The sequence below is a fragment of the Rhizobium sp. FKY42 genome, assembly GCF_005222835.1.
In the GTDB taxonomy this organism is placed as follows: domain Bacteria; phylum Pseudomonadota; class Alphaproteobacteria; order Rhizobiales; family Rhizobiaceae; genus Neorhizobium.
The window spans coordinates 89,896-107,544 of the sequence record NZ_STGA01000059.1; the positions used below are offsets into that span (position 1 = coordinate 89,896).

Here is a 17,649-nt window from a genome sequence, read left to right on the forward strand (position 1 = left end):
AGGTGAAGGACATGGACACGGGAAGTTTAACGACGCCCTTTGGGCGGCGACCGATGACGTTTGCCCTTGTGAAGCGTCAGTTTGAGACGAAGAAGGCTGATACACCAACGGCGGTCGACAAGTGGCGCGTCTTCCGCGACATCGGTGACGCTCGTACCCGTCTTGGCCTCCAGGATCGGGCACTGGCGGTATTGAACGCCCTTCTGTCATTCTTTCCTGCCACGGAACTCGGCAGTGACAAGAACCTGATCGTGTTCCCATCTAATGCACAGCTATCTGCCCGCGCAAACGGCATTGCCGGGACGACGCTGCGTAAATGCCTTGGGACCCTAGTCGAAGCCGGCATCATCATTCGTAAGGATAGCCCTAACGGCAAACGATACGCTCGAAAGTCCGGCGAAGGAGACATCGAAGACGCCTATGGCTTCAGCCTTGCCCCCCTTCTCGCTCGCGCCGCCGAGTTCGCGGCCCTCGCGCAGGAGGTTGCCGCCGAGCAGCGACGGTTCCGCATCATGAAGGACCGCCTTACGATCGTACGTAGAGACGTGAGGAAGCTCATTACCGTTGGCCTAGAAGAGAACTTGCCAGGTGACTGGACGGCAGTCGAGGCACGCTTCATCGACGTCGTAAGCCGGTTCGTGAGGAGACCGACACTGGAGGACATCGCTGCGAGCCTCGAGGAGATGAGCTTTCTGCACGAAGAAGTCTCCAGAATGTTGGAAACGCATGAAGAAACCAGAGAAAGCGATGGCAATGACATCGCTTTTGGGCGCCACATACAGGATTCAAATACCGAATCCAGCGATGAACTTGAACCTAGCTTCGAAAAGAAGCAGGGCGAACAGTCCGCGCCAAACAAGATCACGACGAGGAAGAGCGAACCGGAGGCATTCCCGTTGTCGATGGTGTTGCGGGCCTGCCCAGAGGTAACCGCTTACGGGCCTGGCGGCTCGATCAGTAGCTGGCGAGAAATGATGGCGGCCGCCGTGACTATTCGCCAAATGTTGGGTGTCAGCCCGTCGGCCTACGAGGAAGCCTGCGAAGCCCTCGGACAAGCCGGTGCGGCGATCGCCATCGCCTGCATTCACGAGCGGGCGGGCCACATTAATTCGGCCGGCGGCTACCTCCGAGATTTGACAGCGAAGGCGCGGCGAGGGGAGTTTTCGCTTGGGCCGATGTTGTTCGCGCAAGTGAGAGCCCATTCCGGATCTTCCCAAAGATCAGCATGAAGGTTGTTTTTTGCTCAACGTGGCCGTATCTGTCTGATTTTACAAGGTTTATTCCCTTTCCGACCTGAAGTTTCCGGCCGGAAACTGTGCGGGTTACATTGGGACCGCTACGGCCGATGTTGAAAGCTTGCAGAGCCTCCCGAGTTTTATGGTGTCGGTCTGACTACGGCACGTGATAGGGAACAGGTGCTCCCATGGTGTTTTTATGCGTCTGAACTATTTTGCTTCCGTGTGCTCTTTCATCATCCTTCTCGACAGTGGTGCCAGCGCCCAGCTTTGGAGAAGTGCTGACCTATCATCTGTAGGCTGGTCCGTTGAACGGCTGAAGGCGGCGCACGCCGTTGCCACATCCCGAAAGCGCCAGCCTAACGCAGACGATCATGTGGCTGGCCGCGTGATTTCCGACGCGAGTGACGGCATTATTACAACGCGGCGCGACGGTTAATATCGATGACGAGGCGATGCAGAGCGAACTTGTACGCTTGGTGAGCCTGTACCCCGGGGAGTGATCGTCGGCTGAGACAACCGCTTAGAGTGCCATTTCACCCCCGGCTGAAACCGGGCCCTGGCCGTTAACCCGATTGCAGCGTCGATGCCTCTACAAGTCAACCTAGTATTTCGGGCCTTGCCTCATCGCCGGTAGCTCTTGCGACCGGCAACGCGACAGAGGGAGTTAATTTATGACTGTAGTTGCCTTTTTTGACGATCTCTACATAGTAGTTGCAGACATTCTCATGTCTATGGACTACAGCCAGTCCAATCATCTCCTCCCAGCTTCCGTCTTTTTGCCGTCCGCCCCCCGTGGCTATACAGTGCATCGGAGTGCCGTGCCGACCCGAATTGTGAGGAAGTCTTTCTCGGTCAACACCGAGTCATCTCGGGGTCTGTTTCTCGGCGCAGGAACCGTCAAGCACATCGAGGACGTCATTCAAAATACCCGACTGCTACGCAGCGGCCTTTTAATGCCGTCTCGATCGTTTTCCGCTCTTGATACACGCAAAGTCCAAGACCTTATGGCGCATGCCATGGACATCAGTGAACAAAACTCCTTGGGCGATTTTGAAATCCTTGGCCTATGCGACGGTGTCAGGTTTGACCGCGCGGCGACGATCGGTTCCTCCTATGAATTTCCCTACTTTGGCAAGGTGACGATTGCGGGTAGCGGGAAGGCGGCCCTTCGCGACTGGCTATTCCAGCGGGGCGAGCAAATCTCGGAAATGAGCATGGGAAATGAGTCGTTCGAAATGCGGAGGCATAGGACCGGCGGTTGGCTAATCAGTCGCCTTCTGGAAGAAGATGGGGCGGACAACCCTCTCACGCTTCCAGCAGGAGTAGGCGGCTACTACGAACTCTACGAATACGACCGCTCTGGGATGGCCCCGGTCGACGCGGTGCTGACAGTGTTTCTATCGCTCGGAACATCCAAAAATGCTGGAACCTTCGATCTGCAGAATCTTTTCTTTCACAAGTACATCGATGACCATCTATGCATCCTGACGTTACAGAACGTGCAGCGTTCCATCAGAATCGGTGACGAGATTCGCATTCAAATGTCGGATTTTGCGCTCTCAGTGGTTCCCAATTTGTATGAAAAGGTATCCGTGCCCAACATCCGGCCCGAACTGATCGCAACAATGGCCGGCAACGCTGACTTATTCAATCTTTCTCTATTCAGAGACTCGGCAACGGACTTTCCCGCCCAAGCCAAGCGCTTCATCGACACTCACAATAAGCTACTCAAGACGAGAGTCGTCGACGGCAACGTGCATATAAGCTTTAACTATGAGCTTCTGAAACAATGGTTTCAGCATTTCCCCAAGCGCCCTGCGCACGGCACTGAGGTCCTCTATTCAAAGTGAAGCAAGGAACAAATGTTGGCTTATTCCCCTCGACTTCAGATCCGCTGTTGGTGGCGTCGGTTCCGGGAGGGGGCGAAATGGCACTCTAAGCGCTTTAGTACCTGTTATGCGGTGTGATTGTCACCGGATCACACAACAACCGCCGTTGGATGCAACGGACCATCGACACTTCGATTTTGACAGATGGAAGCGAAGTCCACGAGAAATCTTTCAGCCATTTCTCGATTGGAGGGGGTCTTGAGAGTCTCAAGGATCAGTTCCGGCGTTTCCTTCATCACCGGAAGTCGAAAAAACAGGCTTTCATTGAAATTGGAACTTACCGTTGAAAGCACCGTCCGCAGGATGTTTAGCATGTCGTCTCCGCGGTGCGAGGCATGGACAAGAGCAATGGGTTTCCCAATCACCTGGTCACCAGAAACGAGCCAATCGATCGCATTTTTCAAGCCGCCGGGGATACTGCGAACGTATTCGGGGCTGGAAATGACTAACCCGTCACTCTCCGAAATCGCCTGTTTAAAAATCCGTACGATATCCGGCTCGTCAGAACCTTCGAGGTCGGGCGAAAAGACAGGCAAATCCCCTATGCCATCAAACACGTCGATGACAATACCTGTCGGAGCTATGACCTGCATCGCCTTCAACAATGCAGTGTTGGTGGACAGTCGGCGTGCGCTGCCTGAAATTGCGAGTATCTTCATCGATTCACCTATCGCGATGCACAATCGCTTGTATGTCACCCGTTAGGTCCTTGCTGAGGAACCAACTGAAAGGTGGCAGTGGGCCGGACTTTGTCATTTGCTTTCCACACGATTTCGCTTCGCTATATCGGCAACCGTATTCTTGCTGATGGCGAGGTCGCGAGCGATCCAGCGGTAGCTGCGACCTTCCTTGACCAATTCCATGACCTGAGGCGCAAGCCTATCCGATTCGCATTGTTGAACGGGCCTTCGGGATTGGTCCCAGCGCGCTCACCGAGGTGGTGGCAATGCTCGCGCAGAATCTCGATGCCAAATCCGCGTGACTGATGCGTAGCAATGCCTCTTCACAACCAATCGAAATTTTCGCAACAGAGCCAGAATACAGTCGCCGACATCGTTCAGCGCCGCAGATCAAATCCTTAGATGTCGCGCTTTCGCTCGCTCGTCCGATCCTGCCGCCCTGCAAAACATGAAATGTCCACCTTTTATCTCGGTGACCTATGTAGGTGAATCTCACGGATCCGGACCGGCGACGGGCCGGTCCGGGAGCGCGCTCCGGCCGGGTCAGTGCAGCAGCTTTTCGGTCGCCGCGTCGAATATCCGTACGTTTTTGCCGTCAGCGGCGAAGCAAAGCTTTTCGCCGGGACGATACACGCGGTCCGATGGTGCGCGCGCGACGATCGATCCTTCCGTGAGGTCGAGGTGGACAAAGGTCTCCGAACCGTGCGGCTCGGCGACCCGGACCGTACCCTCGATCAGGAAATCGCTCTGGCCACCGTCCGCCGTCATCAGCGTCAGCTCCTGCGGTCGCACACCGATGCTGACCTTGCGCTCACCAGTCCCGGATGGAACGCCTTCGCCGACATTCCAGCGGACAGAGCCGGAATTGGCGCCGAACTCCGGACGCCCGTCGCGCAAGGTGGCGCCGATCATATTCATCTCCGGGCTGCCGATGAAGCGGGCGGTGAAGATGTCGCCGGGGCGGTTGTAGAGGTCCATCGGCGCACCGACCTGCAGGATGTGGCCATCGCGCATAACGACGATCTTGTCGGCGAGCGACATGGCCTCGACCTGGTCATGAGTGACGAAGACGATGGTCGTGCCGAGGCGCTGATGGAGCTGCTTGATCTCCAGCCGCATCTGGCCGCGCAACTGCGCGTCGAGGTTGGAGAGCGGTTCGTCGAACAGGAACACCGCCGGGTCGCGCACCATAGCGCGGCCGATGGCGACGCGCTGGCGTTGGCCGCCGGAGAGCGCGGCCGGGCGTCGTTCGAGCAGCTTTTCGAGGCCCAGCACCTTCGCGGTTTCCCGGATGCGGGCGTCCTTCTCCGCCTTGCCGAGCTTGGAGGTGTAGAGGCCGAAGCCGATATTCTCGGCTACGGTCATGTGCGGATAGATCGCATAGTTCTGGAAGACCATGGCGATGTTGCGCTGCTTGGGCTCGCGCTGGTTGACCACCTCGCCGCCAATCCTGAGTTCGCCGCCGGAAATGTCCTCCAACCCGGCGATCATGCGCAACGTCGTCGACTTGCCGCAACCGGACGGGCCGACGAAGACGACGAATTCGCCGTCCTCGATGGCAAGGTCTATGCCGTGGACGGCCGTGACGGCTCCGTATTGCTTGACGATTTTGTTCAGTTCAATGCTTGCCATCACGCGCCTCCCGCAAGTTCGGCAACTTTCCGATTGAGTTCTTCCTCCGCGTCGGCTTCTTGCCGTGCACGGTCCTCCGCCCGGGCCGCGAATGCGGCCTCGTCCTGCCTATAGCCGGCGATCGCCGCCTCCAGCGCCTTTTCGCCCGGCCCGCCGAAACGCTCGCGCACGGCGACGAAGTTTTCCGCCGAGACGACATATCCAAACGTCTCCGCATCGATTTCCGGCGCGCGGCCGGTTGCCTCGGTAAAGGCCTCCACGAAGGGCGCGTAGCCGTCGTCCGACAGGTCGCCGTCCATTGCGACGACGCTGCGGGCGACGACGGCCGCGATCTCGTGCGCCTGTCGGAAGGACAGGCCCTCCCGGCGTACGAGCGTATCGGCAAGCTCGGTGATCGTTACGCAGGAGCGACGCAGGTTGACCGCCACCCGGCGCGGGTCGATCTCGGCGGCACGCACCACGGCGGCGAGAAGATCGAGCACGCGTTCGGCGACGCCGAAGGCCTGATAGCCCATGTCCTGCGTCTCGCCCTCGCTGTCGTTCATGTCGGTGAAGGGAGTGTTGTGCATGACGTCGAGCATGGCCCGTGCGCGCCCGACCGTCTGGCTGGCGAGATGGCGCAGATGCTCGAACGGCACAGGATTGCGCTTCTGGGGCATGATCGAGGAGATCTGCACGAAGGCGTTCGGCAGATAGAGCTGCCCAACCTCGAAGCTCGACCAGAACTGGAAATCCTGGATCGGGCGGCCGAGATGCAGGAACATCAGTTCCAGCGCGCCGTAGACGGAGGTCACGTAGTCGACCGCGGCGATACAGCTATAAGAGTTCTGCAGCGGTTCCGCGAAGCCCAGGAGATGGGCGACCCGGTGGCGATCGATCGGAAAACCCGAGGTGGTGATCGCCGCCGCACCCATCGAGGAGCGGTCGACGATCGCCCGCGCGGCCTCGATGCGCTCGATGTCGCGGATCAGGATCTCGATCACCGCGCCGAGATAGTGGCCATAGGTGCTGGGCTGCGCCGGCTGGCCATGGGTATAAGCGACGATGAGCGTGGTCTTGTCCCGCTCGGCAGTCTCGATCAGTGCGGCCAGCAGCGTCCGGCTTTTGGCAAGAAGCGCGTCTATGCGCTCCTTGAGGCCGAGCTTGAACAGCGTGTGGTCGATATCGTTGCGCGAGCGGGCGGTGTGCAGCCGGCCGCCGAGATCGGTGCCGACGCGCGTCTTCAGTTCCTTCTCCATCAAGAAGAAGAAGTCCTCGACCTCGCCGGTATAGGACAGTGCCTCCGGATCGATCTCGCGGGAGATGGCTTCAAGTGCTGCCGCGATGCGTCCACCCTGGTCGGCGGGGACGATGCCGGTTTCCACCAGCATCACAAGATGGGCGCGGTCGATCTTCTGAAGGGCGCGCGCATGGTGCTGTTTTGCATCGTCGAACAGCGGCTTGAGGACCGTGCTCGTATAGACGGGATCGGGAAATTTCGTCCGGTCCCGGGCTTGAGGTGTTGTCATGGTCTTATCCCTTCACGCCGCCGAGCATGACGCCGCGAACGATGTAGCGTTGGAAGAAGAGGAAAATGAGCAGCGTTGGGATGGTGGCGATGGCCGCCCCCGTCATGATCATTTCCCATTGAATGGATTGCTCGACGGCGAAGCTCGAAAGCCCGACCGGCAATGTGTAGAGGTCCTTGTCGGTGGTCACGATCAGCGGCCAGAAGAACGCCGTCCAGTTGCCGAGGAAGGTGAAGATGGCGAGCGCCGAAAGGGCAGGCGTCACCAGCGGCATGGCGATCTTCCACCAGATCTGGAATTCGTTCAGCCCGTCCACCCGCGCTGCTTCGAGGAAATCGTTCGGCACGGTTTCGAAGAACTGGCGCATCAGGAACACCCCGAATGCTGTCATCATGCCGGGGAACATGATGCCCCAATAGCTATCGAGCCAGCCTAATTTACTCGACATCAGATACCATGGGATGACCAGCATTTCGGTCGGGATCATCAGCGTCGAGAGGATCGCCAGGAAGATCACCTTACGGCCGGCGAAGTTGAATTTCGCCAGCGTGTAGGCAACCAGGCTGTCAAAGAACAGGCAGGAGACCGTGACAACGACGGCAATCAGGCTGGAGTTCAGGAACCAACGGACGAAACGGCCATCAGAGAGCACGCGGATATAGTTGTCGAGCGTCGGCGACGCGGGGATGAGCCGGAGATCATAGATCTGACCCGCGGACTTCAGCGAGGTCGAGAACATGAAAATCAGCGGTGTAACCATGATGATGCCGCCGATGAACAGCAACGTCCAGGCGACGATCAGGCCCGGGCGGAAGCGATACTTGGTTGCCGCCGTAACGATGGATGCGGGTGCTGTGGTCATGTCAGCGGCTCCTCAAGATCCAGAGCTGTCCCATGGAAATGGCAAACAGGATCAGGAATAGGACGACGGTTTGGGCGGAGGCATAACCCATCTGGTAGGACGAGAAAGCCGTCTGGTAGATCATCAGCACGAGCGGTTTCGTCGTGTTGAGCGGTCCTCCCGGATCGTTGCTCGTCATGTTGTAGACCTGATCGAAAATGCGCAGGAACCCGATGGACGAGAACACAACGAGGAAGATCGTAGTTGGTTTCAGGAGCGGGAGAGTGATCTTGCGGAGGATGGCAAATTCGCCCAGTCCATCGACGCGCGCCGCTTCGTGATAAGTGGCAGGGATCGCCCTGAGCCCTGCGAGGAAGATGATGATCTGGAAGCCGAGGCCGGCCCAGATTGCCGTTGCCATGATCGCCGGAAGGCCTTGGTCTACGGAGCGTAGGAATGGCTGCGCAGGAAGGCCGAACATGCCCAGAAGGCTGTTGATAATGCCGATCGGCGGCGGCTGGTAAAACCATCGCCATACCCAGGCCATGGCGGCAGCCGTGGTGAGGAAAGGCAGGAAATAGAGCGCGCGGATGAAGGCATGGCCGAATTCGATGCGATCGAGATAATAGGCAATCACGAAGGATAAGACGATGCTGATTGGCGTGCCGATCAGGAGATAGGTGAAGGTGTTGCGGAACACCTGCCAGAATAGCGGATCAGCAAGAAGCGTTCGATAGTTCTCAAGGCCGATGAAGCTTGCTGGACGCAGGAAGTCCCAGTCCGTCAAGGAGAGATAGAACGCTTCTGCCGTGGGGTAAAAGCGCACGACCGAGAAGAAAAGGATCGGCACGGCCAGGAATGTCCAGGCCCAGACGATCTGCTTGGTCGAGATGGACAACCGGTCCCACGCGCGGGGCTTCTGCCCCACGCCGACTGTCGATTGGTTTAACATGGTTCGGTCCTCAGTTGGCCTTGCGCTTGTCGATAAGCTGCTGTTCCTTGACGGCCGCCGCACTCAGCGCGGCAGAGGCGGACGTTCCCTGCAGGAGCACTGAGTTGACCATGTCGATAGATATCTGGCGCTGGGCAGCTTCATCGACAAATAGCGTCGTGTGTGCGTAGTTGAGGCCTCGGATAAACGGCCCGTAGATCGGGTTTGCGAGGTTCTTCTCCGACAGCGCCACGGTCTTACGTGCCGGCAGTTCGCCAACTTTCTCGAGCCACACGTTCATTGCTTTTTCGGACGTGATGAAGGCGAGGAATTTTTGGGCCGCTTCGAGTTTCTCGCCCTTGGCCGTGCCACCGATGGCATTGGCGAAGTAGCTGGCATAGTTCGAGCGCGTTCCATCCGCGGCAGCCGGCAACTCCGCTACACCCCATTCAAAGCCGGAGATCGTGTTGAATGAGGCCAGTCGGAACGTGCCATCGATGACCATAGCCGCCAGGCCTCCGCGGAACGCCGCCTGCCCCTCATCCATGAAACCTTCCCGCCCAACCTTCTCTTTGGTCTGGAGGCCGGTGTAGAATTCTAGTGCCTTGCGGCCGGCTTCACTGTCATAGGCGACCTTCGTCCCGTCGGCGGAATAGGGTGCGCCGCCGAACTGGCGAACGAGAATCTCCCGCCACCAATTGTGATCCTGGCGGGCGATGTCGAAGGCAATTCCCGCTGTCTGGAAATTGCCGGCACTGTCGCGTTTTGTTGTAGCCTGGGCGGCCTTGAGCAGTTCATCGAGAGTCTGAGGTGGCTTGTTTGGGTCGAGGCCCGCTGCTTTGAACAGGTTCTTGTTGTAGAACAGTGCCATCGAACGCACTGCGGTCGGCAACCCATAATAGTCGTTCCCCCGTTTCATTGCAGAAACGATCGGGAAGAAGTCCTTCTCAATGGTGGCGGCAGGAAACTTCTCCTTTGAGAGCGGCTGGACCAGGCCGCCAGCGACGAAATTGTCAAGCCAGCCGTAGAAGAGCTGCACCACGTCCGGCCCTTTGCCGGCAGCCTTGGCCGCGACGACGCGCGTCTGATAATCGGCATAAGGGAAGGTCACCTGTTTGACGGTGATGCCGGGATTTTCGGCCTGAAATTCCTTGATCAGCTCATCCATCGCCTTGACGCGGCTTTCGAAGACATATTGCCAGTATTCGATTTCGACCGCCGATGCAGGATGGGCGGCGAGAAGCCCGAGCGCAAGCGCTCCGGCTGACAGCATTTTTACCGATGAAAACAGACCACGAGTCGACGCGTGCAGCATCGTCAATCCTCCCTTTGAGACCTCTCCACAGCGCTACGCAAGCGCTTGCGTAAATTTGCAGAAGGCAGAAGATTTGTCAAGGAACACTGAATTGTCGGACAAAATGCAATAAGATATTGAATTTAAATCATTCACCTGTATTGTTTTTACGTTCAGATGGCGCTCACCTGAAAAGAAAAACCTAGCCTCACCGGAGGGAAAATGGTCGACCAAAGCAAGCCTTTGCGTAAATCGCAACGTGTCGACCTGAAGACTTTGGCCGAAGAACTGGGTTTGTCCCAGTCCACTATAAGCCGCGCGTTGCGCGCGCATCACTCGATCCCCGAAAGCACGCGCAGGCGTGTGACATCTGCTGCTGAAAGGCTGGGCTACAGCCCCAATGTCCGTGCCCGCGGCCTGGCCACGGGTAGGACCGAGGCGATCGGTCTGGTCTTCCCGCTCGAACGGCTTCAACTAGCGCAGACGAATTTCGTCGACGTATTGACCGGCATCAGCGATGTCGTGACGCGCCGCAACTACAGCCTTCTGCTGACGCCGTTTTCGGACAATGAGCAGGAGGTTCTTCGCAAGCTCGCAACATCAAGGACCGTCGACGGCATCATAATCACGCGCCCGCTCGTCGATGATCCGCGCATCCCGCTATTGCACGACCTCGGCATTCCCTTCGTCGTGCATGGACGCAGCGACGCGGATCTGCCCTATTCCTTCATCGACATCGACAACGCTGCCGTATTCGAGAAGCTTGGAGGACTACTGCTCGACTACGGCCACGAGCGGATCGCCGTTTTGAATTCCTTCCTGCGCTTTCGCTATGCCAACGCGCGACGCGAAGGCTACCGTAGGGCCCTTGAGGGCCGCGGAAGGGTTCCCGATCCGGATATGATGTTCGAAACCCCAATGACGGAGCAGGCGGGATACGATCTTGCGACCGCGCTCCTGGGTTCAGAAAACCCGCCGACCGCATTCCTCTGCGGATCGGTATTCCTGGCCCAGGGCGTCTATCGGGCCGCCACCGAACGCGGGCTGCGGGTGGGGCAGGACGTCTCCGTCGTTTGCCACGATGACGGCCTTCGCGGCATCAGGCCCGCTGACTTTGATCCGCCGTTGACTTCTACCTTCAGGTCGGTGCGCGAAGCAGGAGAGCACCTCGCCGAGACCCTGATCAACCTCGTCGAGACAAAGGGCAACAAAGAGCCCACAAGGGAAGTTGCAGAGGTGGACCTGATTCTTAGGGAATCCGTCGGGCTGCACAGGCATCATCGCTGATGCGCGGACGGAAGCGTAGTGGACGATATTAGGCTAAGGGTGTCATTTCGCCCCCTGCCGGAATCGACCCCAATTGGCATGACCGCAATGGGCCGATACTGTTGAAAAACTCGTATTCGTTCGTCTGGCGGTTATTCGATCATTTGCAGGCGGTGACTCGCGCCTCATTGTCAAAAATGTATCGTCCGGAGGTTTCGTCAGCGCAGCGGTCAATGTAGTCGTTGGCATCAATCAGTCCCTTCACGACCACGCCAACGCTGATAAGGACGCCAAATCCAATTGCTGCTGCAATATATCTAAAAGCTGGGCGCATTTTGTTTCCCGCTGCATGTCGTTGTCTGTGTTTCATTGGTATCTACCAACGGATTGTCTGTGCAAGCTCTCCCAGTGGTTAAACTGCTGAGTTCTCAATTCAGGGTTGCTTTTGTTGAGCCTCCCTGATTCAATCCTCCCATTGATTTGCGGAGGATTGAGCGATGATGGGATGTCAGACGGCTCCGGCGCAGCTCTTCTACGACTTCTGCCTCGATGATCACGTTCCTGCTGACCATCTGCTCCGCGGGATTGACCGCCATCTTGATCTTGATGGTGTGCGGGCGCGGCTGAAGCCGTTCTACAGTGGCACTGGACGGCCGTCCGTCGATCCAGAACTGATGATGCGGATGCTGATCATCGGCTACTGCATGGGCATCCGTTCCGAGAGACGGTTGTGCGAAGAGGTTCATTTAAATCTTGCCTATCGCTGGTTCTGCCGGCTCGGTCTGGACGGGAAGGTGCCAGACCATTCCAGCTTCTCGAAGAACCGACATGGTCGCTTCCGGCAAAGCGACATCCTGCGTCATATGTTCGAAACGGTGGTGGAGCGGTGCCTGGCTCAGGGCTTGGTCGGAGCAGAAGGGTTCGCTGTCGATGCCAGCCTGATCGCCGCCGACGCCAACAAGCAACGTTCGGTCCCCGGCGCGGAGTGGGATGTCAAGGACAAAGCCAGTCGCTCGGTTCGGGAGTATCTGTCGGTGCTCGATGATGCAGCGTTCGGCGCAGCATCGCCTGTGACGCCGAAGTTTATCTCTCCCTCCGATCCGGCGGCTCAGTGGACCGGAGCACATAAAGGCCATGCGTTCTTCGCCTATGCCGCAAACTACCTGATTGATACGGACCACGGTGTCATCCTCGATGTGGAGGCCACACGCGCTATTCGCCAGGCCGAGGTCGGCGCGTCCCGGAAGATGATCCAGAGAACGGAAGATCGGTTCGGTCTGAAGCCGGAATACGTCGTCGCCGACAGCGCCTATGGCTCTGCCGACAACCTTGCCTGGCTCGTCAAGGAGAAGAAGATCGCGCCGCATATCCCTGTCTTCGACAAGTCGCAGCGGACCGACGGGACTTTCTCACGATCCGACTTCACCTGGGAGGCCGAGAACGACCGCTACATCTGCCCGGCCGGCAAGGAATTGAAACAATTCCACCGGACATACGACACGCCGAGATCGGGCATTACCGCTGAAGGCACGCGACTTTACAGGGCAAGAAAGAAGGACTGCGATGCGTGCGAACTAAAGCCGCGCTGCTGTCCAAACGTGCCGATGCGCAAGGTGCCGCGGGACATCCACGAGGATGCCCGCGATGTCGCACGAACAATTGCAACCACGCCCGAATACGAGCGGTCATGCCATCGGCGCAAGAAGGTTGAGATGCTCTTCGCTCATCTCAAGCGTATTCTGCGAATGGCACGGCTAAGACTGCGAGGTCCATGCGGTGCCCGCGATGAATTCCTGCTTGCGGCGACCGCCCAAAATCTGAGGAGGCTCGCAAAGTTGCGACCACCGCATACGCCGCAAGGCGCTATCGCCGCCTGACGGCGGCGTAGATAATACCCTGCGCCGAGGCGCGGGGAACGACAACGCGTAGCCCGCTGCCGAAAAAGGCCCAAACTGACGGACGAGCAGATACTCCCTCGAGTTTTTCAACGATATCGGCCGACACCGGACATCAGAGGAGCCTTGTTGCCCGGCCGCTCCTCCTTGTAGCGCTGTTGTAATAGCTCGATGCTTGTTGAACGGAGCGATGTCTTGACTGCTCCATAGCTTCGGGTAGGGGGATACCGCGATTGGCGGCTTCCGTCAGATATCCCGATCGCAAACCGTGCGCAGAAAACTCTCCCGGCTCCAGCCCCGCCATCGCCGCCCGCTGCTTGACGATATGGTTGACCGCACTTGGCTCCAGCGCCCACTTAGAAACATTGCCCCAACGATCGACCTTCCGAAAAATGCTCCCACTTTCGATTCTCCCAGCCGCAAGCCAGGCGTTGAGCGCCTCCACCGGTCGGCCGGTCAGATAAACGACCTCATCGCTTTCGGCACCTGACGTCTTGGTGCGACCGAGGTGGATAGCGAGAGAGGGGAGGGGAGGGGCACCCTCGACGGTGATGGGTGGCTCAACGGTGAGCTGCTCCCTGCGCAGACCGGCAATCTCACTGCGACGACGGCCGCCCGAGGCAAAAGCCACCATCAGGATTGCCCGGTCGCGGATGTCACGAAGGCTGTCGGTGCTGCAGGTCGCGAGCAGCTTAGCCAGCACGTCGCCGGTGACGGCCTTCGCGCTCTTGCGTTTCCTTGGCCGCGGCGTCGCCCGAACGGCGAGGCGTATCGCCGATTTTAGCGAAGGGGATGAGAAGACGCCGGTCAGGCCGCGCCACTTCGTCAGCGTCGACCAGGTGGCCAGCCGCCGGCGCACCGTGTCGGGTGCATGCGGGCCGGAGGATCGAAGGAACCGCTGTTCGCGTAGGCTCTGCTCGACGGCGGCCGGCATGCCGTGGTGAGGATCGATCTCACGCTGTTCGGGCTGCCAGAGATGATGGGCAACGAATTTGAGAGCCAAGGCTTCGGGCGCTGGCCAGGGGAGGGAGGCGCCGGTTGCTACGAGCGACCAGGCCTGCAGATAGGCAAGATCGGAGGTGAGGGCGCGCAGGGTGTTTTCGCCCATGCCCTCATTGACCAGATGGCGCAGCGTTTCGATGTCCTGGTCGGTAAGCAGTTCGGCCAGTTCGTCGCGCCGGTCAATCGGCAGCACGCTGGCGATGGCGTCGAGTTCGTCGGCGCGGCGATCGATGGCGGTCTTGGAGTTGTCTGATTTGGCCACAGTAATGCTCCGGATCGACGGTTTCGACGGCCGAGGGACCGTGGATTGGACCGGATTCTTTCTGATTTGCGCCAGGAAATCAATCACCATCGATAAGGGTTACTTATCGGTGGTTATGACGCCAACCGTCGAGTATCCTATGTGAGGAACCACAATATTAAGATAGAGTTCCTTTAGCAAATCACTTACCATGATTTCAATGGCTTACGATCTTGCGAAAATCAGCATGGGCGACCTGATGCGGCCGGCTTTCGACGCCGGTGTCGCTCTGACCCGACTCGACGAGCGCATCGCCCGTTCTCCGGTCGGTCAGGGTTGGATCGAACGGCAAAATTTCGCCGATGCCTGTGCCTCGCTATGGATAGACGGCGAGCTCGTCCATCTCGAAGACCTCGTCCTCCACGACGCCACCTGCGATATTCGGACGCCCACCCATGAACTCACCATCGCCCGCGACGTTCTTCGCACCCGCCGGCGCATCGGTGCGCAGTCGCCGGATTGGGCGCTGTCGGCCGAAGGCGTTCGGACGCTCCGGCAGACATCCGAAATCACATCCGTCGTCCCTGACGATGCGCCGAAGGCCGACACCATCCAGCGCGCAGCTCCAGAGCGTGCGGAAGGGGAGGGGGATGATGGTAATGACGCCAAAGATCTGCCCGGTGTCGACTATGCCGCCATCGATGCGCTGCTAGCTCGGTCGGAAGCCGCGATCGAGCAGGCAAGGCGGCCCGGGCGCGCCGATACCCGCGAACGAGACTCTCTCGTCTATGATCTCGACTGGGACGAAGATGCCCGGCTCGACGAATGGCGTGGTATGCTGCGCCAAGCCGAACACCTGCCGGTGATGCTCCAGGCGATCGTTGCCCTCGACGCCTGGAACGAGCTGTCCGTCTTGCAGCACGCCCCCTGGCTCGGCCGGCTGTTTTGCGCGTCCATCCTGCGCCAGGCCGGGATTACCTCAGGGGCGCATCTGGCCGCCATCAATCTCGGCCTGAAAACCATTCCTGTCGGTCGTCGTCGGCATCGCGACCGGGAGACGAGACTACTCGCCATCGCCCACGGACTGATCGCGGCCGCCGAGATCGGCATGAAGGAACACGACCGGCTGACGCTGGCGAAGACGATGTTGGACCGAAAGCTGGAGGGGCGCCGGACGTCGTCAAAATTACCGGAACTGGTCGAGCTCGTCATGGCAAAACCGCTCGTATCGGCCGGGATGGTCGCGAAAGCGCTCGATGTCACGCCGCAGGCGGCGCGGCGGATTGTTGCGGAGCTCGGCCTGCGCGAGATGACGGGGAGGGGGAGGTTTCGCGCGTGGGGAGTTATGTGACCGCAACGTCTCTGTAACGATGACGGAATGCACACTTTCGATGACGCAAGCTTCTGTTATTGAGGCTCGGATTCACTCTTTCACTACTGTTCGCTTCGTGCTCATATCGCAAGGACAGGAGCGATCGATGGCGCAAAAGATTCCCACACTAAGCTTTGAATGCGGCCGCTGCGCCGAGCAGATCGAGGTCGATGACTTCGACCTTCCTGGTTATGACTATAGTGCGGAAGTGCATTCGGATGGTCGCGGGTGCGAGGACGTTGCCATTGAATGCCCGAACTGTCGCATGGAGTATACCGTTGAAATTAGCAATATGCTCGGCCAGTACGACGCGGAGGTCGTTGAAGACGCGAGTATTACTGTAGATCTGGATGTACCTTCCGAGCCAGACTATGGCGAATACGACTACGACGAGTACCTGAAATCGTATGTGCCGAAAGAGCCGTTTAGCCGCTACGTGCATTCGCTGGAATTGCTCGATGAGATGCTGAAGAACGCGGGAGTCTTGCAAAGCTATCCGATGTTCCATCGCATGATGCTGCTGCAGCACGTGGCGATGATGGAGGCCTACCTTTGCGACCGGCTTATTACATTGGTTGCAAGCGACAAGATTCGGGCGAACCTCATTTTAGGCTACACCAGCCTCAGCCAGCAAAAATATCCGCTGTCCGCCTTCGCTGGCAATCCGAGGCTGATGAACGAAAAAACCGTCATCTTCTTAAAAAATAAGCTTTACCATGAGCTGGATGAGGTTGAGAAGCTTTACATCGCAGCTCTTGGCACCACACCCTTCGTGGATGAACCCAGCAAGACTTTTCTTAAAGCGGCAATGATCAATCGTCACCATTGCGTTCACCGCGATGGAAAGGACAACGATGGTGTCGTCTTGGATGAAGTCGATGCTACCTATATCGTTGATGTGCGCAAAAACATTAGCGAGTTGGTGAACAATGTCGAGACGAGGTTCGGGGCAGAAATTGCGCAGGTGACGCCAAAGCCGCCCTTCTGACCAACTGGATACAACCATTCAATGCTTGAAGCGTGGGGTCCAGCTATCAATCAATTCCTGCTGCTCGTCGTCCTCGTCGGGCTCCAATTCTTGCCCAATCTTGGTCGAGGTGAGAATAGTCAGCACCTTTCCGTAGGCGCCAAGACCAAGGGACTCTTCCTTAACTGTCTCGCGCGTGTGGCCTCCCAACCACTCTCGGACATCGATCTCATCTTTTACCCGCTCGCCGGCAGCGACGCGCCTCGGATCAGCAGCAAGCGTGGACGTCACCGTACCTAAGGGCAACTTGATACCCTTTCGAAGCCAGTCGAGTTTTGGGAGAGATTTCATGGCCTCGGACATGAAGCAGTAATCAACGACACCGGCGGTGCTCATGATTACTGCGGTAGCAGCCTCGCTGACTTCTGCATATCGAATTGCCGCGGCCGTCTTTGAGGCGACGCAAAGATCAGCGATTGCTTCGATCGCCGACAAGCCAGGTTCCCGGCGGTCAATCTCCTTGCGGAACGGCTGTTCCGGCATCAGCAACCCAGCCGCGAAGTGATCGGCTTCAAGCTCGTAAGGATCATTGGTGACAAATCCGCCGCGAGAAACGTGAATGCCGTTCTGAATAACCTGATCCACATGACCCGGAAGAAAATAATGGCCAAGCTCGTGGGCGACGCTGAATCGTTGAAACCCTTCGCTGCGGATATGGGTCGCGTAGACGATGCCGAAGTCGTTTCCGTGTCGGAGCAGCATCCCTGAAACACCATCGACGTTTTCGGGTTTACCCTCCACCATGATGTCGCGGCTTGCGGCAATCGCAAAAGGATCAACCGGAAGCGATAGGAGTTCCTCCTCCTTGAGCAGAGCCTCAGCAGCTTGCCGTG

The 17,649-nt window shown here is 58.3% G+C and carries 16 protein-coding genes; 7 read left to right on the plus strand and 9 right to left on the minus strand.

Going from position 1 to position 17,649, the window contains the following annotated elements; genetic code table 11:
* The first annotated feature begins 11 nt into the window (after nt 1-11).
* The 3 genes from repC to E8M78_RS19685 all read left to right on the plus strand — a co-directional run bounded on the left by repC (nt 12) and on the right by E8M78_RS19685 (nt 3,088).
* Nucleotides 12-1,229: a plasmid replication protein RepC gene (repC, locus tag E8M78_RS19675; protein ID WP_137136662.1), complete on the plus strand. Its 1,218-nt coding sequence runs from the start codon at nt 12-14 to the stop codon at nt 1,227-1,229.
* A 205-nt stretch (nt 1,230-1,434) separates the two neighbouring features.
* Nucleotides 1,435-1,674, plus strand: coding sequence for a hypothetical protein (locus E8M78_RS19680; RefSeq protein ID WP_137136663.1), 240 nt, complete (start codon nt 1,435-1,437; stop codon nt 1,672-1,674).
* Between the two features lie 235 nt (nt 1,675-1,909).
* Nucleotides 1,910-3,088 carry a hypothetical protein gene (locus tag E8M78_RS19685; protein WP_137136664.1) on the plus strand — a complete coding sequence of 393 codons (1,179 nt, stop codon included), beginning with the start codon at nt 1,910-1,912 and terminating at the stop codon, nt 3,086-3,088.
* 128 nt (nt 3,089-3,216) lie between these two features.
* On the opposite strand, the gene E8M78_RS19690 is transcribed toward E8M78_RS19685, so the two are convergent.
* The 6 genes from E8M78_RS19690 to E8M78_RS19725 all read right to left on the minus strand — a co-directional run bounded on the left by E8M78_RS19690 (nt 3,217) and on the right by E8M78_RS19725 (nt 9,992).
* Nucleotides 3,217-3,786 (minus strand): NADPH-dependent FMN reductase, encoded by a 570-nt coding sequence (locus E8M78_RS19690; RefSeq protein WP_137136665.1) that lies wholly within the window; start codon nt 3,784-3,786, stop codon nt 3,217-3,219.
* A gap of 564 nt (nt 3,787-4,350) precedes the next feature.
* Nucleotides 4,351-5,439: a sn-glycerol-3-phosphate ABC transporter ATP-binding protein UgpC gene (gene ugpC, locus E8M78_RS19705; protein WP_137136666.1), complete on the minus strand. Its 1,089-nt coding sequence runs from the start codon at nt 5,437-5,439 to the stop codon at nt 4,351-4,353.
* Nucleotides 5,439-6,947, minus strand: a complete 1,509-nt coding sequence (gene argH, locus E8M78_RS19710) for an argininosuccinate lyase (protein WP_137136667.1) — start codon at nt 6,945-6,947, stop codon at nt 5,439-5,441. The genes ugpC and argH overlap by 1 nt, the downstream gene beginning before the upstream one ends.
* 4 nt (nt 6,948-6,951) lie before the next feature.
* Nucleotides 6,952-7,809 (minus strand): carbohydrate ABC transporter permease, encoded by an 858-nt coding sequence (locus E8M78_RS19715; RefSeq protein ID WP_137136668.1) that lies wholly within the window; start codon nt 7,807-7,809, stop codon nt 6,952-6,954.
* A gap of 1 nt (nt 7,810) precedes the next feature.
* Nucleotides 7,811-8,740 carry a sugar ABC transporter permease gene (locus tag E8M78_RS19720; protein WP_137136669.1) on the minus strand — a complete coding sequence of 310 codons (930 nt, stop codon included), beginning with the start codon at nt 8,738-8,740 and terminating at the stop codon, nt 7,811-7,813.
* 10 nt (nt 8,741-8,750) lie between these two features.
* Nucleotides 8,751-9,992 carry an extracellular solute-binding protein gene (locus E8M78_RS19725; RefSeq protein ID WP_210238155.1) on the minus strand — a complete coding sequence of 414 codons (1,242 nt, stop codon included), beginning with the start codon at nt 9,990-9,992 and terminating at the stop codon, nt 8,751-8,753.
* A gap of 243 nt (nt 9,993-10,235) precedes the next feature.
* On the opposite strand from E8M78_RS19725, the gene E8M78_RS19730 reads away from it, so the two are divergent.
* On the plus strand, nt 10,236-11,300 hold the full coding sequence (locus tag E8M78_RS19730; RefSeq protein WP_137136671.1) for a substrate-binding domain-containing protein: 1,065 nt from the start codon (nt 10,236-10,238) through the stop codon (nt 11,298-11,300).
* Nucleotides 11,301-11,439: 139 nt separating this feature from the next.
* On the opposite strand, the gene E8M78_RS19735 is transcribed toward E8M78_RS19730, so the two are convergent.
* The gene (locus E8M78_RS19735) at nt 11,440-11,649 is read right to left on the minus strand and encodes a hypothetical protein (RefSeq protein ID WP_137136672.1); all 210 of its coding nucleotides are present in this window, start codon (nt 11,647-11,649) and stop codon (nt 11,440-11,442) included.
* 127 nt (nt 11,650-11,776) lie between these two features.
* On the opposite strand from E8M78_RS19735, the gene E8M78_RS19740 reads away from it, so the two are divergent.
* Nucleotides 11,777-13,156 (plus strand): transposase, encoded by a 1,380-nt coding sequence (locus E8M78_RS19740; RefSeq protein ID WP_137136673.1) that lies wholly within the window; start codon nt 11,777-11,779, stop codon nt 13,154-13,156.
* Between the two features lie 133 nt (nt 13,157-13,289).
* Here E8M78_RS19740 and E8M78_RS19745 read toward each other — a convergent pair whose 3' ends face one another.
* Nucleotides 13,290-14,438, minus strand: coding sequence for a site-specific integrase (locus tag E8M78_RS19745; protein ID WP_137136674.1), 1,149 nt, complete (start codon nt 14,436-14,438; stop codon nt 13,290-13,292).
* A 190-nt stretch (nt 14,439-14,628) separates the two neighbouring features.
* On the opposite strand from E8M78_RS19745, the gene E8M78_RS19750 reads away from it, so the two are divergent.
* Nucleotides 14,629-15,768, plus strand: coding sequence for an RHE_PE00001 family protein (locus tag E8M78_RS19750; RefSeq protein ID WP_170973488.1), 1,140 nt, complete (start codon nt 14,629-14,631; stop codon nt 15,766-15,768).
* A gap of 127 nt (nt 15,769-15,895) precedes the next feature.
* Nucleotides 15,896-16,777, plus strand: a complete 882-nt coding sequence (locus E8M78_RS19755) for a hypothetical protein (protein ID WP_137136676.1) — start codon at nt 15,896-15,898, stop codon at nt 16,775-16,777.
* Between the two features lie 18 nt (nt 16,778-16,795).
* Here E8M78_RS19755 and E8M78_RS19760 read toward each other — a convergent pair whose 3' ends face one another.
* Nucleotides 16,796-17,560, minus strand: a complete 765-nt coding sequence (locus tag E8M78_RS19760) for an ImmA/IrrE family metallo-endopeptidase (RefSeq protein ID WP_246658403.1) — start codon at nt 17,558-17,560, stop codon at nt 16,796-16,798.
* Between the last annotated feature and the right edge of the window lie 89 nt (nt 17,561-17,649).

Coding starts and splice junctions, on each gene's coding strand:
- E8M78_RS19720 (WP_137136669.1), bottom strand. CDS start 8,740: ATGTTAAACCAATCGACAGTCGGCGTGGGGCAGAAGCCCCGCGCGTGG.
- E8M78_RS19730 (WP_137136671.1), top strand. CDS start 10,236: ATGGTCGACCAAAGCAAGCCTTTGCGTAAATCGCAACGTGTCGACCTG.
- ugpC (WP_137136666.1), bottom strand. CDS start 5,439: ATGGCAAGCATTGAACTGAACAAAATCGTCAAGCAATACGGAGCCGTC.
- argH (WP_137136667.1), bottom strand. CDS start 6,947: ATGACAACACCTCAAGCCCGGGACCGGACGAAATTTCCCGATCCCGTC.
- E8M78_RS19740 (WP_137136673.1), top strand. CDS start 11,777: ATGATGGGATGTCAGACGGCTCCGGCGCAGCTCTTCTACGACTTCTGC.
- E8M78_RS19680 (WP_137136663.1), top strand. CDS start 1,435: ATGCGTCTGAACTATTTTGCTTCCGTGTGCTCTTTCATCATCCTTCTC.
- E8M78_RS19755 (WP_137136676.1), top strand. CDS start 15,896: ATGGCGCAAAAGATTCCCACACTAAGCTTTGAATGCGGCCGCTGCGCC.
- E8M78_RS19715 (WP_137136668.1), bottom strand. CDS start 7,809: ATGACCACAGCACCCGCATCCATCGTTACGGCGGCAACCAAGTATCGC.
- E8M78_RS19685 (WP_137136664.1), top strand. CDS start 1,910: ATGACTGTAGTTGCCTTTTTTGACGATCTCTACATAGTAGTTGCAGAC.
- E8M78_RS19725 (WP_210238155.1), bottom strand. CDS start 9,992: ATGCTGTCAGCCGGAGCGCTTGCGCTCGGGCTTCTCGCCGCCCATCCT.
- E8M78_RS19690 (WP_137136665.1), bottom strand. CDS start 3,786: ATGAAGATACTCGCAATTTCAGGCAGCGCACGCCGACTGTCCACCAAC.
- E8M78_RS19735 (WP_137136672.1), bottom strand. CDS start 11,649: ATGAAACACAGACAACGACATGCAGCGGGAAACAAAATGCGCCCAGCT.
- repC (WP_137136662.1), top strand. CDS start 12: ATGGACACGGGAAGTTTAACGACGCCCTTTGGGCGGCGACCGATGACG.
- E8M78_RS19750 (WP_170973488.1), top strand. CDS start 14,629: ATGATTTCAATGGCTTACGATCTTGCGAAAATCAGCATGGGCGACCTG.
- E8M78_RS19760 (WP_246658403.1), bottom strand. CDS start 17,560: ATGGTGGAGGGTAAACCCGAAAACGTCGATGGTGTTTCAGGGATGCTG.